This window comes from Klebsiella sp. MISC125 (assembly GCF_051131775.1).
In the GTDB taxonomy this organism is placed as follows: Bacteria; Pseudomonadota; Gammaproteobacteria; order Enterobacterales; family Enterobacteriaceae; genus Klebsiella.
In genome coordinates this window covers 2,024,569-2,039,116 of the sequence record NZ_CP180448.1, presented here as the reverse complement: position 1 = coordinate 2,039,116, position 14,548 = coordinate 2,024,569, and the positions used below count along the sequence as shown (strand labels likewise).

The window sequence follows — 14,548 nt, the reverse complement described above, 5'->3', positions numbered from 1 at the left end:
GTCTACCACGATTCCGCCGTTTTACAGCCCAATCGCCTCTTTCAGGCTTTTCAGATAGCGGCGGCTGACCGGCACCGTTTGCCCGGCGCGCATCAGCAGTTCCGCCTGGCCGTTCTCCTCCAGGCGGATCTCCTTAAGGTGGGCCATATTGACCAGATACTGGCGATGACAGCGCAGCAGCGGCGTTCGGCTCTCCAGCGTGCGCAGAGTCAGCTCGGTAAATCCCTCTTTCCCTTCGCTATCGGTGACGTAAATACCGCTCATTCGGCTGCTGACAAACGCCACGTCTTCCATTTGTAATAACCAGATCCGGCTGTGGCCGGTGCAGGGGATATATTTTAGCGCCTGCTGGGTATCGTCGAGGACGGTCATATCCTGCAGGCTGCGCTCATGGCGCAGGCGGGCCAGCGTTTTCTCAAGCCTCGTGGACTCAATCGGCTTGAGCAAATAATCAAACGCGTGCTCTTCGAACGCTTTCACCGCGTATTCATCAAAAGCAGTCAGGAAGACGATATAAGGTCGATGTTCCGGGTCGAGCATGCCGACCATTTCGAGGCCGCTGATCCGCGGCATCTGAATATCCAGAAATAGCACGTCCGGGCGCAGTTTATGCACCGCGCCAATTGCCTCTACGGCATTCCGGCACTCGCCGACGATCTCAATATCAGGCTGGGTCTCCAGCAAGATACGCAGATTTTCACGCGCCAGCGGCTCGTCGTCGACAATTAAAACTTTTAACATGCGTTCTCCTCCAGAGGCAGTCGCAGCGTAACGCGGGTAAAACACTCCGGTTCGCAGGTGACGGTTATTCCGCAGTCGGCACCGAAGCGCGCCCGCAGTCGTCGGTCAACCAGGTTCATTCCCAGCCCGCTGGCGCTGGGTTTATCCTGGTAAAGCCCGGCGTTATCTTCAATATCCAGCTGTAGCCAGCGCTCATATTGGCTCGCGCGAATGGTGATTTCGCCGACGCCAAGGTGCTGCGAAGTGCCGTGTTTAATCGCATTTTCGACTATCGGTTGCAGGGTAAAAGCCGGAAGATGATGCTGCGCCAGTGCCTCGGGCACCAGCATTTGAATCTGTAAATTGGCCTGAAAACGCGCTTTCTCAATCTGCAAATAGGCGTTCACATGTTCAATTTCATCTGCCAGGGTGACGATTTCCGCTGGCCGTTTGAGGTTTTTGCGAAAAAAAGTCGACAGATATTGCACCAGCTGTCCGGCCTGGTCGCTGTCGCGGCGAATCACCGCCTTTAACGTATTCAGCGCGTTAAACAGGAAGTGCGGGTTCACCTGAGCATGCAGCAGCTTAATCTCCGATTGGGTCAGCAGCGCCTTTTGCCGCTCATACTGACCGGCCAGAATCTGCGCTGACAGCAGCTGCGCAATCCCCTCCCCCAGCGTTCGGTTGATAGAGCTAAACAGCCGGTTTTTCGCTTCATACAGCTTAATGGTGCCGATGATCCGCTGATTCTCACCGCGCAGCGGAATAACCAGCGTGGATCCCAGCTTACAGTTGGGATGAATCGAGCAGCGATAAGGCACTTCATTGCCATCGGCATAGACCACTTCGCCAGTATCAATCGCCTTCTGGGTATACAGGGAAGAGATCGGTTTGCCGGGCAGATGGTGATCGTCGCCGATCCCGGTAAACGCCAGCAGCTTGTCGCGATCGGTGATGGCCACCGCGCCGATATCCAGCTCCTGAATAAGCACCTGCGCCACCTTCATGCTGTTCTCTTCGTTAAACCCCTGGCGCAGTATCCCTTCCGTAGAGGCGGCAACCTTCAGCGCCGTAGCCGAGAACGCAGAGGTGTATTTCTCAAACATCGCCCGCTTATCCAACAGGATGCGCATAAACAGCGCCGCGCCGACGGTATTGGTGACCATCATCGGCGCAGCGATGCTCTGCACCAGATGCAGGGCATCCTGAAACGGACGGGCGATCAGCAGGATAATCAGCATCTGCACCATTTCGGCAACGAAGGTGATAGCGCCAGCGGTCAGCGGGCTGAAGACTTTATCCGGCCGCCCGCGTTTCACCAGAATGCTGTGTACCAGACCGCCAAGTAGCCCTTCAACAATGGTGGACACCATACAGCTTAATGCCGTCATGCCGCCCATCGAGTAGCGGTGGAGCCCGCCGGTCAGCCCCACCAGCCCGCCGACAACCGGGCCACCTAGCAGGCCGCCCATCACCGCACCGATGGCGCGCGTATTGGCGATCGAGTCTTCGATATGCAGGCCGAAATAGGTACCCAGAATGCAGAAAATAGAGAAGGTAACGTAGCACAACAGTTTGTGCGGCAGGCGAACGGTGACCTGCATTAAGGGGATGAACAGTCGCGTTTTGCTCATCAACCAGGCGATGACCAAAAACACGCACATCTGCTGAAGCAGCAGCAACACCAGATCAAACTCGTACATACCCGCAGACCACACTTCACTTGAAAGCGCGTAACATACACTGCCTGCTTATAACTTTCTTTGAAGCAATACAAGAAAATGATAATTCACGGGCGAGATCACACTTCTTGCCGTTACGCTCGGCAGAGTCTGTATAAAAAAAGAGCAATATTTTCCCCTTCAGCAAACTGCTTCTACAGTTAATAGAGGAGAACACGGCGGGAGGAGAGAATGGCGCTTTATACAATTGGTGAGGTCGCGCAGCTTTGTGACATCAATCCCGTGACTTTACGCGCCTGGCAACGGCGCTACGGATTACTCAAACCCCAGCGTACCGACGGCGGGCACCGATTATTTAATGAGTTCGAGATAGACCGCATTCGCGAGATTAAGCGCTGGATTGACTCTGGTGTGCAGGTGGGGAAAGTCAAAACGCTGTTGATGGATAACGAGCAGGAGGTCGCCGATGGTTGGCGCGAGCAGCAGGAGCTCCTGCTAGGGTTTCTACAAAATGGTAGCTATCACCGTTTGCGCCTGTGGCTTAAAGAGCGCAGCCGCAGCGAATCTGCACACATCCTGATCAAGCACCTGATTAATCCCCTACGCCAGCGCCTGTTGAGCCCGCAACCAACGCTGCTGGCGCTGCGAGGTATTCTTGACGGCATTCTTATCAATCATGTCGCCCGAAGCCTGTCATCTGCTGCCAAACAGCCGGGTAGCCATGCGCTGGTGATTGGCTGGAATATTAACGATCTTACCCGGCTTTGGCTGGAAGGCTGGATAGCCTGCGAGCAGGGCTGGCAGGTTGATATCCTCGCTCATTCGTTGACCCAGATTCGCCCGGAGCTTTTCCCCGACAGCACGTTGATGGTCTGGTGTGGTGATGTTCCCGCCAGCTCCCAGCAAGAGCAAATGCGTCTGTGGGAGCAGCAGGGCCAGGTTATCTGGCTCAATAACTCTGCGGCATCATAGGCGCATATTTTCCCGGAGGCGGCGCTTGACGCGCCTTGTCCGGGCTACCAGCCCGCAGACAACTGTAAACCTGTAGCCCGGTCAGCGCAGCGCCACCGGGAGGGATAATCTCAGAGGATTGAGAGCAGCAGAAATCCCGGAGGCGGCGCTTGATGCACCTTGTCCGGGCAACCCAATTCAGGCCGCACGAACTTGTAGCCTGGCTAAGCGCAGCGCGAGCCGGGGTTATTGTCGTAGCTAAAAAGCAATTAATGTTTCATTAACACCTGCGCTTCACCGTATAATCTCTCCGTTAACATCAGGAGCCTATTATGAAGCCAGCGAAAATTGCGGTTATTACCCTATTCTTATTCATGGCGATCAGTGGGATCGGCGGCGTGATGCTGGCCGGTTACTCGTTTATTGTTCGCGGCGGTGTCGGCTGATTCGTCGGTTCAGCCGTTCAAAACCGCGGTCGACGATAATCGCCGCCAGCGCCACCAGCAGCGCCCCCTGAATGACATAAGCGGTATTAAACCCGCTCAGACCGATAACAATCGGCGTGCCGAGCGTGTTCGCTCCCACCGTTGAGGCGATGGTTGCCGTACCAATATTGACGATGGTCGACGTGCGGATACCGGCCAACATCACCGGCGCCGCCAGCGGCAGCTCGACTTTTATCAACCTCTGCCAGCCGCTCATCCCCATCCCCTGGGCGATCGTTAATACCCCGGATGGCACCGCCCCGAGCCCGGCCAGCGTCCCCTGCAAAACCGGCAATATGCCGTATAGCGCCAGCGCAATCAGCGCGGGCTGCCAGCCAAATCCCATCACCGGCACCGCAATCGCCAGCACCGCCACCGGCGGAAATGTTTGCCCCATTGCAGCAATCGTCTCCACCAGCGGGCGAAACTCCTGGCCCGCCGGACGCGTCACCGCAATCCCGGCCCCGACGCCAATAACCGTCGCCGCCAGGCTGGAGAGCGCCACCAGCCAAAAGTGCGCCAGGGTCAGCGAAACAAAACTCTCCTGCTGATAGACCGGACGCGGTAGCTCGGGAAACAACGTGCTGAACAGCGGCGCGCTGTAGGGCAGCACCAGCAACAGCGCGATAAACATTCCCGTTAGCCACAGCAGCGGATCACGCAGAACTTTCACGCCGGACCTCCTCGCGCAGCAGGTCGGCAAAATGCAGCGTCCCGCAGGCCTGCCCCTGCTCATCAACCACAGGCAGCACCTCGCGGCGATGGGCAACAAACTGCGACAGCGCCTCGCGCAGGGTCATCGCTACATTTAGCGCATCGCCCGCCAGGCGCTCATCCCGGCGCAGATAATCACCGACGCCGCGCAGCGACAACAGGCGCACGCCCAGTTCGCTGCGGCCAAAGAAGGTCTGCACAAAGGCATTTTTCGGCTCGAGCAGCATCTGCAACGGTTCGCCCTGCTGCACGACTTCGCCGCCGTCCATCAGCACCAGATGATCCGCCAGCCGCAGGGCTTCGTCGATATCGTGGGTCACCAGCACAATCGTGCGCCCCAGCAGGCGGTGAATGCGGATCATCTCCTGCTGTAGCGCTTCGCGCGTCACCGGGTCGAGCGCGCCAAAAGGTTCATCCATCAGCAAAACTTCCGGATTGGCCGCCAGGGCGCGCGCCACGCCGACGCGCTGCTGCTGACCGCCGGAAAGCTGGTGTGGATAGCGCTCGCGCAGACCAGGCTCCAGCCCCAGCAGCGCCATCAGCTCATCAACCCGCGCCTGCGTTTTCTGCTGAGACCACTTTTGCAACTGCGGAACGGTGGCAATGTTCTGCGCCACCGTCCAGTGGGGAAACAAACCAATAGACTGGATGGCGTAGCCCATCCTGCGGCGCAGCGCCAGAACCGGCTGCTGGCGAATATCCTGCCCGGCGAAACGGATCGTGCCGCTATCATGCTCCACCAGCCGATTGATCATCTTCAGCGTGGTCGATTTACCCGAGCCGGAGGTGCCAATCAGCACCGAAAATGCCCCTTCGCGCAGATGCAGATTAAGGTTTTTAACCGCAGGCTGTCCGGCAAAGGCTTTGTTGACGCCGTCGAACTCAATCACGGGCCTCTCCTTTCAGTAATGCGCCCCACAGCGCGAATAGCGCATCCACCACCACCGCCAGCGCGATGGTCGGGATCACCCCCAACAGTACCAGGTCCAGCGCGCTGCTCAGCAATCCCTGGAAGACCAGCGCGCCAAAGCCGCCCGCGCCAATTAACGCCGCCACCACCGCCATGCCGACGGTTTGCACACTCACTACCCGCAGGCTGCGCAATAATACGGGCAGCGCCAGCGGCAGCTGCACCAGGCGAAAACGCTGACCGCTGTTCATCCCCATCGCCACGGCGCTTTCCAGCGCTTCGCGCGGCACCTGTTGCAATCCGGTCACCACTCCGCGCACCAGCGGCAAGAGCGCATACAGCACCAGCGCAATCAAAGCAGGCGTCATGCCGGTGCCGGAAACGCCAAGCTGCGCCATCCACGGGAACTGGCTGGCTAATCCGGCAAGCGGCGCGATCAGCAGGCCGAACAGCGCCACCGAGGGAACGGTTTGAATCACGTTGAGAACGGCAAAAACCGGCGATTGCCAGCGGGGATGCCGCCAGACCCAAATGCCAATGGGCAACCCAATCAGCAGCCCTGGCAGCAGGGTGCCAAACAGCAGCGTGAGATGCTGATACAGCGCATCGTCAAAAACATCCTGGCGGTTGAAGTACTCTTTGAGTAGCGACAGGCCGTCCAGTGCGCCCAGCCACAGCAGCAGTCCGGGCAGCAGCCAGATTTGCGCATTCAGCAGCCAGCGCCAAAGCGTGCGCGGCGTCAGGCGGCGAACGGCATCACTGGCGATCAGCAGACAGAGCGCCAGCGCCAACCACAGACCGCTTCCGGGTGAAGTTCGGGCTAACGGTGAACCGCTACGCGCCAGTTCAACCGCCGCCTGACCAGCGCCCCATAGCAAAAGCGGCAGCAGCAGATCCGCCAGCAGAAAGATAAACAGCAGAGGGAGACGTCCAGGACGCCAGCACAGGAAAGAAATCAACAGCGCCGCCGCCACTTGCACACCCGCCAGTGACGGCCAGACCTGCCACAGCCAGCGCCCCTCGCCGGATAACAGCCGGTTAGGAGCATAATTGATAAACGGCAGCGCCATCACCAGCAGCAGTAAAAACGACAGCAGCAACGCAACGCGGTTATAACAACGAATCGTCACGCGAGTTCTACTTCAGCAGCCCTTTTTGTTGCAGATAGTCGGCAGCGACTTTCTTCGCATCCAGGCCCTCCACCGCAATACTTGCATTCAGCTGCTGTAGCGTTTTTTCATCAAGGCTGGCGAATACCGGCTGTAACCATTCAGCTATCTGCGGATATTCCTTTAACACGGCCTCACGCACGACGGGAGCTGGAGCATAAATCGGCTGCACGCCTTTCGGGTCGCTCAGAGTTTGCAGCCCGAGCGCGGCAACCGGGCCATCGGTACCGTAGGCCATCGCCGCATTTACACCGGAAGTTTGCTGTGCCGCCGCCTTGATGGTGACCGCCGTATCGCCACCCGCCAGCGACAGCAGCTGGTTTTGCTTGAGGTTAAAGTCGTAAGCTTTTTCAAACGCCGGAAGCGCGTCCGGGCGTTCGATAAATTCCGCCGAGGCGGCCAGCTTAAACTCGCCGCCCTTTTGCAGGTAGCTGGCAAGGTCGCTTAATGAGGTGAGGTGATTTTTCTCCGCCAGGTCCTGACGCACGGCGATAGTCCAGGTGTTGTTGGCCGGAGCCGGGGTCAGCCAGATGAGTTTGTTCTTTTCCGCATCCAGCTTTTTGACTTTCTCATAGCCCTGCTGGGCATTTTTCCAAGCCGGATCGTTCTCTAGTTTGAAGAAGAATGCGCCGTTGCCGGTATATTCCGGATAGATATCCAGCTCACCAGCAGTGATTGCCCCGCGCACCACAGGCGTGGTGCCGAGCTGGACTTTGTTGACAGTCTTTACCCCGTGGTTTTCCAGCACCTGCAAAATAATATTGCCGAGCAGCGCCCCTTCGGTGTCGATTTTCGAGCCAACCTTAACCGGCTCCGCCGCCTGCAACGGCAGGCTTATCAGGGCCGTCAGCGCCAGCGCACCTGACCATTTGCTTGCCTTTATCATCCCGCATCCCTCATTAATTTGCGCTCCATTTACAGGAGCTTAAGAGAAAAGCTTAGTTCATTTGAGGCGTCGAGGAAAAAAGAAAAGGCCGATTAATCGGCCTTTAGGATTTATAACAAACTCGCATTAGATATTGTGCTCGCATTTCTGCCGGGTGGCGGCTAGCGCCTTACCCGGCCTACGGAACCCGCAGTTTCCTCTATTACAGCAGCTCAAATTCGCTCTGCTTAACGCGGGCGGAATCGACGCCAACAAAGACGTTGAATTTGCCCGGTTCGGCGTCGTACTTCATCTGCTGATTCCAGAACTTCAGCGCATCAAGCTCAATCGGGAAGCTGACGGTTTGCGTCTCACCGGGCTTGAGCGTCACCTTCTTAAAGCCGCGCAGCATTTTCACCGGACGACTCATGGAAGCGGTGACGTCCTGCAGATAAAGCTGAATCACCGTTGCCCCTTCGCGCTTGCCGGTGTTGGTCACCTGCACGCTGGCGGTCACGCTGCCGTCGCGTTGCATGCTCGGTGCTGACATTTTCACGTCGGAAACGCTAAAGGTGGTATAGCTCAGGCCGTAGCCAAACGGATAGAGCGGGCCGTTAGCCTCGTCAAAATAGCGCGAGGTGTACTTGTTTGGCTTATCGGCATTATAAGGACGACCGGTGTTGAGATGGCTGTAGTAGGTTGGGATCTGTCCGACCGAGCGCGGGAAGGACATCGGCAGCTTGCCCGACGGGTTATAGTCGCCGAACAGCACATCGGCGATCGCATTTCCGCCTTCGGTACCGGCAAACCAGGTTTCCAGCATGGCATCAGCCTGCTGATCTTCTTTCACCAGCGCCAGCGGACGACCGTTCATCAACACCAGCACTAACGGTTTGCCGGTTGCCTTTAGCGCGCTAATCAGGTCACGCTGGCTCTGCGGCAGCGTGATGTCGGTGCGGCTGGAGGCTTCATGGGCCATGCCCTGCGCTTCACCCACCACGGCAACCACCACGTCGGACTGCTTCGCCACTGCTACCGCTTCATCAATCATCTCCTGAGGCGAACGCGAGTCGACCTGCACCGCTTTCTCATACAGATTGAGGAAGTCGACGATGCCTTTATCGTTGGTGACGTTAGCGCCTTTGGCATAGATAACCTTGCCTTTGTCGCCCAGTGCATTCTGGATGCCGGTCAGCACGGTTACCGACTGGTCGGCAACGCCCGCCGCAGACCAACTGCCCATCATGTCGCGCTTGCTATCGGCCAGAGTGCCAATCACCGCGATAGTGCCCGATTTTTTCAGCGGCAGCGTGTCGAGACGGTTTTTCAGCAGCACCAGGCTTTCGCGCGCCACTTCACGGGCTTCTTTGCGATGCAGACGGCTTTCGGCGTTAGTATCCTCTGGATCAGACTCTTTCGGCCCCAGATGGCTGTACGGGTCGTTAAATAGGCCCATATCATATTTGACGTTCAGCACGTGACGGGTGGCGTCATCCAGCTCCGCCATTGTTACCTTGCCGGATTTCACCAGCTCTGGCAGGTACTTGCTGTAGTATTCGTCGCTCATACTCATGTTGATGCCGGACTTCAGCGCCACACGCACCGCGTCTTCCGGGTCGGACGCCACGCCGTGTTTGATAAGTTCCTTGATGGCCCCATGGTCAGACACGGTGATGCCCTTAAAGCCCCACTGGTCGCGCAGCACGTCCTTCAACAGCCAGGCATCGGAGGTCGCCGGGGTGCCATTGAGCGAGTTCAGCGCCACCATTACCGCCCCGCTTCCCGCATCCAGCCCCGCTTTGTATGGCGGCATATAGTCATTGAACAGGCGCTGCGGGCTCATATCGACGGTGTTGTACTCTTTGCCGCCCTCAACCGCGCCGTAGGCGGCAAAGTGCTTGACGCTGGTCATCACCGAGTACCTGTCCGCCGGGCTTTTGCCCTGCATTGACTCAACCATCGCCCGGCCCATCACGGTGGTCAGGTAGGTGTCTTCCCCGAAACCTTCGGAAGCACGGCCCCAGCGCGGGTCGCGGGAGACATCGACCATCGGCGCCCAGGTCATATTCAGACCATCGTCAGCTGCTTCATAAGCGGATACTCGCCCGACGGTGTTGACCGCATCGAGGTTAAAAGAGGAAGCCAGGCCAAGGCTAATCGGGAAGACGGTGCGCTGACCGTGCAGCACATCATAGGCGAAGAACAGCGGGATTTTCAGGCGGCTCAACGCCATCACCTGATCCTGCATAGTACGAATATCATGGCGGGTGACGGTGTTAAATATCGCCCCCACCTGACTCTCTTTAATCATGTCACGGATGGCTTCTTTCGGGTTATCCGGGCCGACGCTAATCAAGCGCAGCTGACCGATTTTTTCATCCACCGTCATTTTGGTCAGCAGTTCCGTCACAAACGCATCCCTCGCCTGCGGCGTTAAGGGATGATTGCCGAACAATTCATCCGCCAGCGCGGGTTGCAGCGCCAGACTCACAGCGACGCCTACAGTACAGAGCCATTTCATTTTTATCCCTCATTGTTCCAGTCGGATATATCGGCGAAAAGATAGCAAAAACCGAAGTTTGCCATAAACATAAACGAGACGCCTGGAGAAAGCGCGCGTTATTCTCTGATTTTTCGAAACATTGATGCATGAAATTGTCATACAAAGGGCTATTCTTAAAGCTGATTATTTTGTACCACCACAAGGAGTGGAACATGTCATCTGCAACAACAAATAACAACGCCTTTCTGGCAGAACTCACCCGCCTGGTTGGTTCTTCGCATCTGCTGACCGACCCGGCCAAAACGCAGCGCTATCGCAAGGGGTTCCGCTCCGGCCAGGGCGAGGCGCTGGCGGTGGTCTTCCCCGGTACGCTGCTGGAACTGTGGCGTGTGCTGAGCGCTTGTGTCACCGCGGATAAAATTATTCTGATGCAGGCCGCCAATACCGGTCTGACCGAAGGCTCAACCCCCAGCGGCAATGATTATGACCGCGAAATCGTCATTATCAGCACCCTGCGTCTGGATAAACTACATCTACTGGATAAAGGCGAGCAGGTGCTGGCTTACCCCGGCACAACCCTTTATTCGCTGGAAAAAGCGCTGAAGCCGTTTGGTCGCGAACCGCATTCAGTGATTGGCTCGTCATGCATCGGCGCGTCGGTGGTTGGCGGGATTTGTAACAACTCCGGCGGCTCGCTGGTACAGCGCGGCCCGGCTTATACCGAGATGTCGCTGTTTGCCCAGATCGATGAAAACGGCAAGCTCAGCCTCGTCAACCATCTGGGTATCGATCTGGGCACCACGCCGGAGCAGATCCTCAGTTGCCTCGATGACGAACGGGTTAAAGATGAGAACGTGCGCCATGACGGCCGTCATGCTCACGATCATGATTACGTCACCCGCGTACGCGACGTGAATGCCGATACCCCGGCGCGCTACAACGCCGACCCGGATCGCCTGTTTGAATCTTCAGGCTGCGCCGGAAAGCTGGCGGTATTCGCCGTACGCCTGGACACCTTCCCGGCAGAGAAACGCCAGCAGGTGTTTTATATCGGCACTAATCAGCCTGACGTACTCACCGAAATTCGCCGCCATATTCTGGCGGAGTTCAGTAACCTGCCGGTGGCGGGCGAGTACATGCACCGCGATATTTACGATATCGCCGAGCAGTACGGCAAAGATACCTTCCTGATGATCGACAAGCTCGGCACCGATAAAATGCCGTTCTTCTTCACTATGAAGGGCCGTACCGACGCGATGCTGGAGAAGGTGTCGTTGTTTAAGCCGCACTTCACCGACCGCTTTATGCAAAAGCTGGGACACGTTTTCCCGGCACACCTGCCGGAGCGGATGAAAACCTGGCGCGATAAATACGAACACCATCTGCTGCTGAAGATGGCAGGCGATGGTATCGAAGAGGCTCAGACATGGCTTGGCGAATATTTCAAAAACGCCGAGGGTGATTTCTTTGCCTGTACCGCGGAAGAAGGCAGCAAGGCTTTCCTGCACCGCTTCGCCGCAGCGGGCGCGGCAATCCGCTATCAGGCGGTTCATGCCGATGAAGTGGAAGATATTCTGGCGCTGGATATCGCCCTGCGGCGTAACGATACCGAATGGTTTGAGCATCTTCCCGCCGAGATCGACAGCCAACTGGTTTATAAGCTCTATTACGGTCACTTTATGTGCCACGTTTTCCATCAGGATTACATCGTGAAAAAAGGCGTCGATGCCCACGAGCTGAAAGAGAAAATGCTGGTTCTGCTGAAGGAGCGCGGCGCTCAGTATCCGGCAGAGCATAACGTCGGCCATCTGTATGAAGCGCCGGAAAGCTTAAAACGCTTCTATCGCGAAAACGATCCCACTAACAGTATGAATCCGGGGATCGGTAAAACCAGTAAGCAAAAATACTGGGGCGAAACGCCGGATAACACCGCGAGCGCGACCGAACCGCAATAATCCGCAAGAGGGACTGTTCAGCCGCGGGGCTTCTGTATTACGCTGCACGCCGGAGAAATCCCCTCTCCGGCAACCCCGCTAAAGGAACCCAACATGTCCGCAGTGGATAAGTTACATGACGCTGACTTAGAGATCCGTGAAGCGCTGCCCGATGATGCCCACGCCATCGCCGCGCTGTACGTCTGGCACGTACTGAACGGACGCGCATCCTTTGAAGAGATCCCCCCAACCGTCGATGAGATGCGCAAACGCATCAAAAACGTGCGTGATAACGGGCTGCCCTGGCTGGTTGCTCTGTGGCGCGGGACCATTGTCGGCTACTGCTACGCCACCTTTTATCGCCCCCGTCCGGCCTACCGCTACACGCTTGAAGAGTCGATTTACGTCGAGGCAGGAATGGGGGGGCGCGGTATCGGTAGCGCCCTGCTCTCCCGCCTGATTGAGAAGTGCGAACAGGGGCCGTGGCGACAAATGCTGGCGATTATCGGCGACGGGCACAGCAACGCCGGGTCTATCGCTATTCATAAGAAGTTCGGTTTTAGCGTAGCGGGTCAGCTACGCAGCGTTGGCTATAAGATGGGCGACTGGCGGGATACGTTGATTATGCAGCGCCCTCTCGGCGATGGCGACTGGACGCTGCCGGAGTAAGCCTCACCCTACCACAGAAAATAAAGTCGGGGCGATTTTCTCCCTCTCCCTCCGGGAGAGGGCCGGGGTGAGGGCATCCGCGCGCACATTTCCCCTCACCCTAACCCTCTCCCAAAAGGGAGAGGGAACCGTTCGGAGCTTGGGTATGCGGGTAGCCCGGGCAGGCGCGCCAGCGCCGCCTCCGGGGGACGTCAGGTTAATCGTTCTGCGCGGTCTGCGCGCCGCCTTTCAGCATCGCGTCGGCCATTTGCGCTTCACGCTGCTTCTTATAGCTGAGCGCAGAAGCCGGAACCGGCATCACCTTCCCGGTTTCAATCCACGTCCGCAAACGACTGGCATCAGCAAAGTGGGTATATTTTCCGAACGCATCCATGACCACCAGCGCCACCGGACGCCCTTTGATCACCGTACGCATAATCAGGCAGTGGCCCGCCGCGTTGGTAAAACCAGTTTTGGTCAGCTGAATATTCCAGTTATCGCGGTACACCAGATGGTTGGTATTACGGAACGGCAGCGTGTAGGCGGGATGAGCAAAGGTCGCCATATCCTCTTTGGTGGTGCTCAGTTGACCAATCAGCGGATACTGTTCGCTGGCGATCAGCAGCTTGCTCAGATCGCGTGCAGTGGAGACGTTATGAATCGACAGGCCAGTTGGCTCAACGTAACGGGTACGGGTCATTCCCAGTGCCTGCGCTTTGGCATTCATCGCACGAATAAACGCATCGTAGCCACCCGGATAATGGTGCGCCAGGCTGGCGGCAGCGCGGTTTTCTGACGACATCAGCGCCAGCAGCAGCATATTGCGGCGGCTGATTTCGCTGTTCAGGCGCACGCGTGAATAAATACCCTTCATTTCAGGCGTATGGCTGATATCGACGCTCAGCATCTCATCGAGCGGCAGATGGGCATCCAGCACCACCATCGCGGTCATCACCTTGGTGATTGACGCCATCGGGCGAACCAGATCCGGCTGGCTGGCATAAATGATTTTTTTACTGGCAAGATCGACGATCATTGCGCTACCGGAAGCGATATCCGGCTGTGAAGCGGTAACCGCCGCAGGGGTTTTAGCTATCGCCTGGGGCGCAAAAGGCACAGCCAGCAGCAAAGTCAGGCTGAGCAAAGAAACTCGAAATTTGGTCATCGTGAGCATTCTGAAAAGTATTTTTGCACGTTATGAACGTACGCCGCGGCGTTGGGGTGGTAACGCCGCTGGCAAAAATCATCATACCCCGGCAGAACGCTGGCTGGCTAATAAGAATCGTGAACAAATGCTGCATTGCCGACATAAAAACCTATTTATGTCGGCAATGAGTCAATCAGAAGAGTCGATATCCGTAACCCCAGAGAATCACGGTGATGGCGAGCAGCACTTCCAGCACCAGCACCCCAATCGCCAGAGTGGAGCTGGCGAAGCTCAACCCCTCTTCTTTATTGATACTCAAGAAGGTTGGAATGCCGAGATACAGCAGATAACCGGTATACAGCAGCGCGACGGTCCCCACGAGCGCGCACAGCCATACCAGCGGATAGAGCGCCACAATCCCGCTCAGGAAGATCGGCGTGGCGACATAACCGGCAAACACCATACAGCGTTTCAGCGAAGGCCGCTGCGGATAGCTTCTTGCCATCCACCAGATAACCCGCCCCATCACCGCCACCCCAGCGAGCATAACGGCATAAAACAGCACCGCCAGCGCCAGCCCGGTCATCAGCGACAGTTTTACCACGGTGCCATCGCCGAAGTTCCAGCCCAGCTGCGTCGTGCCGATAAAGGCGCAGATAACCGGAACCGCCGCCATGACCAGCACGTGGTGCGTATAGTGATGCGAAATGGTCTCGTTTTCACTTTTGATAACGCTCATCTCTTGATTAGGATGAGAGAAGAGTCCCCAGACATGGTTCATAGCGTCCCCCTTGTCACGGCGTGGTACAGCACTGATCCA

General features: G+C 57.1%; 13 protein-coding genes. 4 read left to right on the top strand and 9 right to left on the bottom strand.

All coding sequences use genetic code 11. From position 1 onward, the window contains the following. Window positions 1–21 precede the first annotated feature (21 nt). On the bottom strand, window positions 22–741 hold the full coding sequence (gene btsR, locus ACMYSL_RS09705; protein WP_434662428.1) for a two-component system response regulator BtsR: 720 nt from the start codon (window positions 739–741) through the stop codon (window positions 22–24). Then, window positions 735–2,423, bottom strand: coding sequence for a sensor histidine kinase (locus tag ACMYSL_RS09700; RefSeq protein WP_182239918.1), 1,689 nt, complete (start codon window positions 2,421–2,423; stop codon window positions 735–737). Before ACMYSL_RS09700 ends, btsR begins: the two co-directional genes overlap by 7 nt. A 210-nt stretch (window positions 2,424–2,633) precedes the next feature. Between ACMYSL_RS09700 and ACMYSL_RS09695 the strand changes: the two genes are divergently transcribed. Beyond that, a complete protein-coding gene (locus ACMYSL_RS09695; RefSeq protein WP_434662425.1) occupies window positions 2,634–3,374 on the top strand; it encodes a MerR family transcriptional regulator in 741 nt (246 codons plus the stop codon). A 311-nt stretch (window positions 3,375–3,685) separates the two neighbouring features. Continuing rightward, on the top strand, window positions 3,686–3,799 hold the full coding sequence (locus ACMYSL_RS09690; protein WP_004103838.1) for a protein YohO: 114 nt from the start codon (window positions 3,686–3,688) through the stop codon (window positions 3,797–3,799). On the opposite strand, the gene ACMYSL_RS09685 is transcribed toward ACMYSL_RS09690, so the two are convergent. The 5 genes from ACMYSL_RS09685 to bglX all read right to left on the bottom strand — a co-directional run bounded on the left by ACMYSL_RS09685 (window position 3,774) and on the right by bglX (window position 10,017). Continuing rightward, window positions 3,774–4,511 carry an ABC transporter permease gene (locus tag ACMYSL_RS09685; RefSeq protein ID WP_182239920.1) on the bottom strand — a complete coding sequence of 246 codons (738 nt, stop codon included), beginning with the start codon at window positions 4,509–4,511 and terminating at the stop codon, window positions 3,774–3,776. The two genes, ACMYSL_RS09690 and ACMYSL_RS09685, sit on opposite strands and share 26 nt — an antisense overlap. Then, window positions 4,495–5,442 (bottom strand): ABC transporter ATP-binding protein, encoded by a 948-nt coding sequence (locus ACMYSL_RS09680; RefSeq protein ID WP_304260564.1) that lies wholly within the window; start codon window positions 5,440–5,442, stop codon window positions 4,495–4,497. Before ACMYSL_RS09680 ends, ACMYSL_RS09685 begins: the two co-directional genes overlap by 17 nt. Continuing rightward, a complete protein-coding gene (locus ACMYSL_RS09675; protein WP_434662419.1) occupies window positions 5,435–6,592 on the bottom strand; it encodes an ABC transporter permease in 1,158 nt (385 codons plus the stop codon). The genes ACMYSL_RS09680 and ACMYSL_RS09675 overlap by 8 nt, the downstream gene beginning before the upstream one ends. A gap of 7 nt (window positions 6,593–6,599) precedes the next feature. Further along, entirely contained in the window at window positions 6,600–7,517 is a 918-nt protein-coding gene (gene osmF / locus ACMYSL_RS09670) for a glycine betaine ABC transporter substrate-binding protein OsmF (protein ID WP_110277425.1), read from the bottom strand. Window positions 7,518–7,719: 202 nt separating this feature from the next. Further along, entirely contained in the window at window positions 7,720–10,017 is a 2,298-nt protein-coding gene (bglX, locus tag ACMYSL_RS09665; RefSeq protein ID WP_434662416.1) for a beta-glucosidase BglX, read from the bottom strand. Between the two features lie 194 nt (window positions 10,018–10,211). Here bglX and dld point away from each other — a divergent pair, with 194 nt between their 5' ends. Next, entirely contained in the window at window positions 10,212–11,954 is a 1,743-nt protein-coding gene (gene dld / locus ACMYSL_RS09660) for a D-lactate dehydrogenase (RefSeq protein ID WP_434662413.1), read from the top strand. A gap of 93 nt (window positions 11,955–12,047) precedes the next feature. Continuing rightward, entirely contained in the window at window positions 12,048–12,602 is a 555-nt protein-coding gene (locus ACMYSL_RS09655; protein ID WP_182207367.1) for a GNAT family N-acetyltransferase, read from the top strand. Window positions 12,603–12,798: 196 nt separating this feature from the next. Here the strand turns inward: ACMYSL_RS09655 and pbpG are convergent, their stop codons facing one another. Together pbpG and ACMYSL_RS09645 are read right to left on the bottom strand one after the other, a co-directional pair. Continuing rightward, window positions 12,799–13,746 (bottom strand): D-alanyl-D-alanine endopeptidase, encoded by a 948-nt coding sequence (gene pbpG, locus ACMYSL_RS09650; protein ID WP_181485598.1) that lies wholly within the window; start codon window positions 13,744–13,746, stop codon window positions 12,799–12,801. 175 nt (window positions 13,747–13,921) lie between these two features. Then, complete coding sequence (locus ACMYSL_RS09645; protein WP_110272418.1) at window positions 13,922–14,509, bottom strand: Yip1 family protein; 588 nt, start codon at window positions 14,507–14,509, stop codon at window positions 13,922–13,924. Window positions 14,510–14,548 lie beyond the last annotated feature (39 nt).

Excerpts from the sequence above, each read along its gene's own strand:
- btsR (WP_434662428.1), bottom strand. The coding sequence starts at position 741 with ATGTTAAAAGTTTTAATTGTCGACGACGAGCCGCTGGCGCGTGAAAAT.
- ACMYSL_RS09700 (WP_182239918.1), bottom strand. The coding sequence starts at position 2,423 with ATGTACGAGTTTGATCTGGTGTTGCTGCTGCTTCAGCAGATGTGCGTG.
- ACMYSL_RS09695 (WP_434662425.1), top strand. The coding sequence starts at position 2,634 with ATGGCGCTTTATACAATTGGTGAGGTCGCGCAGCTTTGTGACATCAAT.
- ACMYSL_RS09690 (WP_004103838.1), top strand. The coding sequence starts at position 3,686 with ATGAAGCCAGCGAAAATTGCGGTTATTACCCTATTCTTATTCATGGCG.
- osmF (WP_110277425.1), bottom strand. The coding sequence starts at position 7,517 with ATGATAAAGGCAAGCAAATGGTCAGGTGCGCTGGCGCTGACGGCCCTG.
- bglX (WP_434662416.1), bottom strand. The coding sequence starts at position 10,017 with ATGAAATGGCTCTGTACTGTAGGCGTCGCTGTGAGTCTGGCGCTGCAA.
- dld (WP_434662413.1), top strand. The coding sequence starts at position 10,212 with ATGTCATCTGCAACAACAAATAACAACGCCTTTCTGGCAGAACTCACC.
- ACMYSL_RS09655 (WP_182207367.1), top strand. The coding sequence starts at position 12,048 with ATGTCCGCAGTGGATAAGTTACATGACGCTGACTTAGAGATCCGTGAA.
- pbpG (WP_181485598.1), bottom strand. The coding sequence starts at position 13,746 with ATGACCAAATTTCGAGTTTCTTTGCTCAGCCTGACTTTGCTGCTGGCT.
- ACMYSL_RS09645 (WP_110272418.1), bottom strand. The coding sequence starts at position 14,509 with ATGAACCATGTCTGGGGACTCTTCTCTCATCCTAATCAAGAGATGAGC.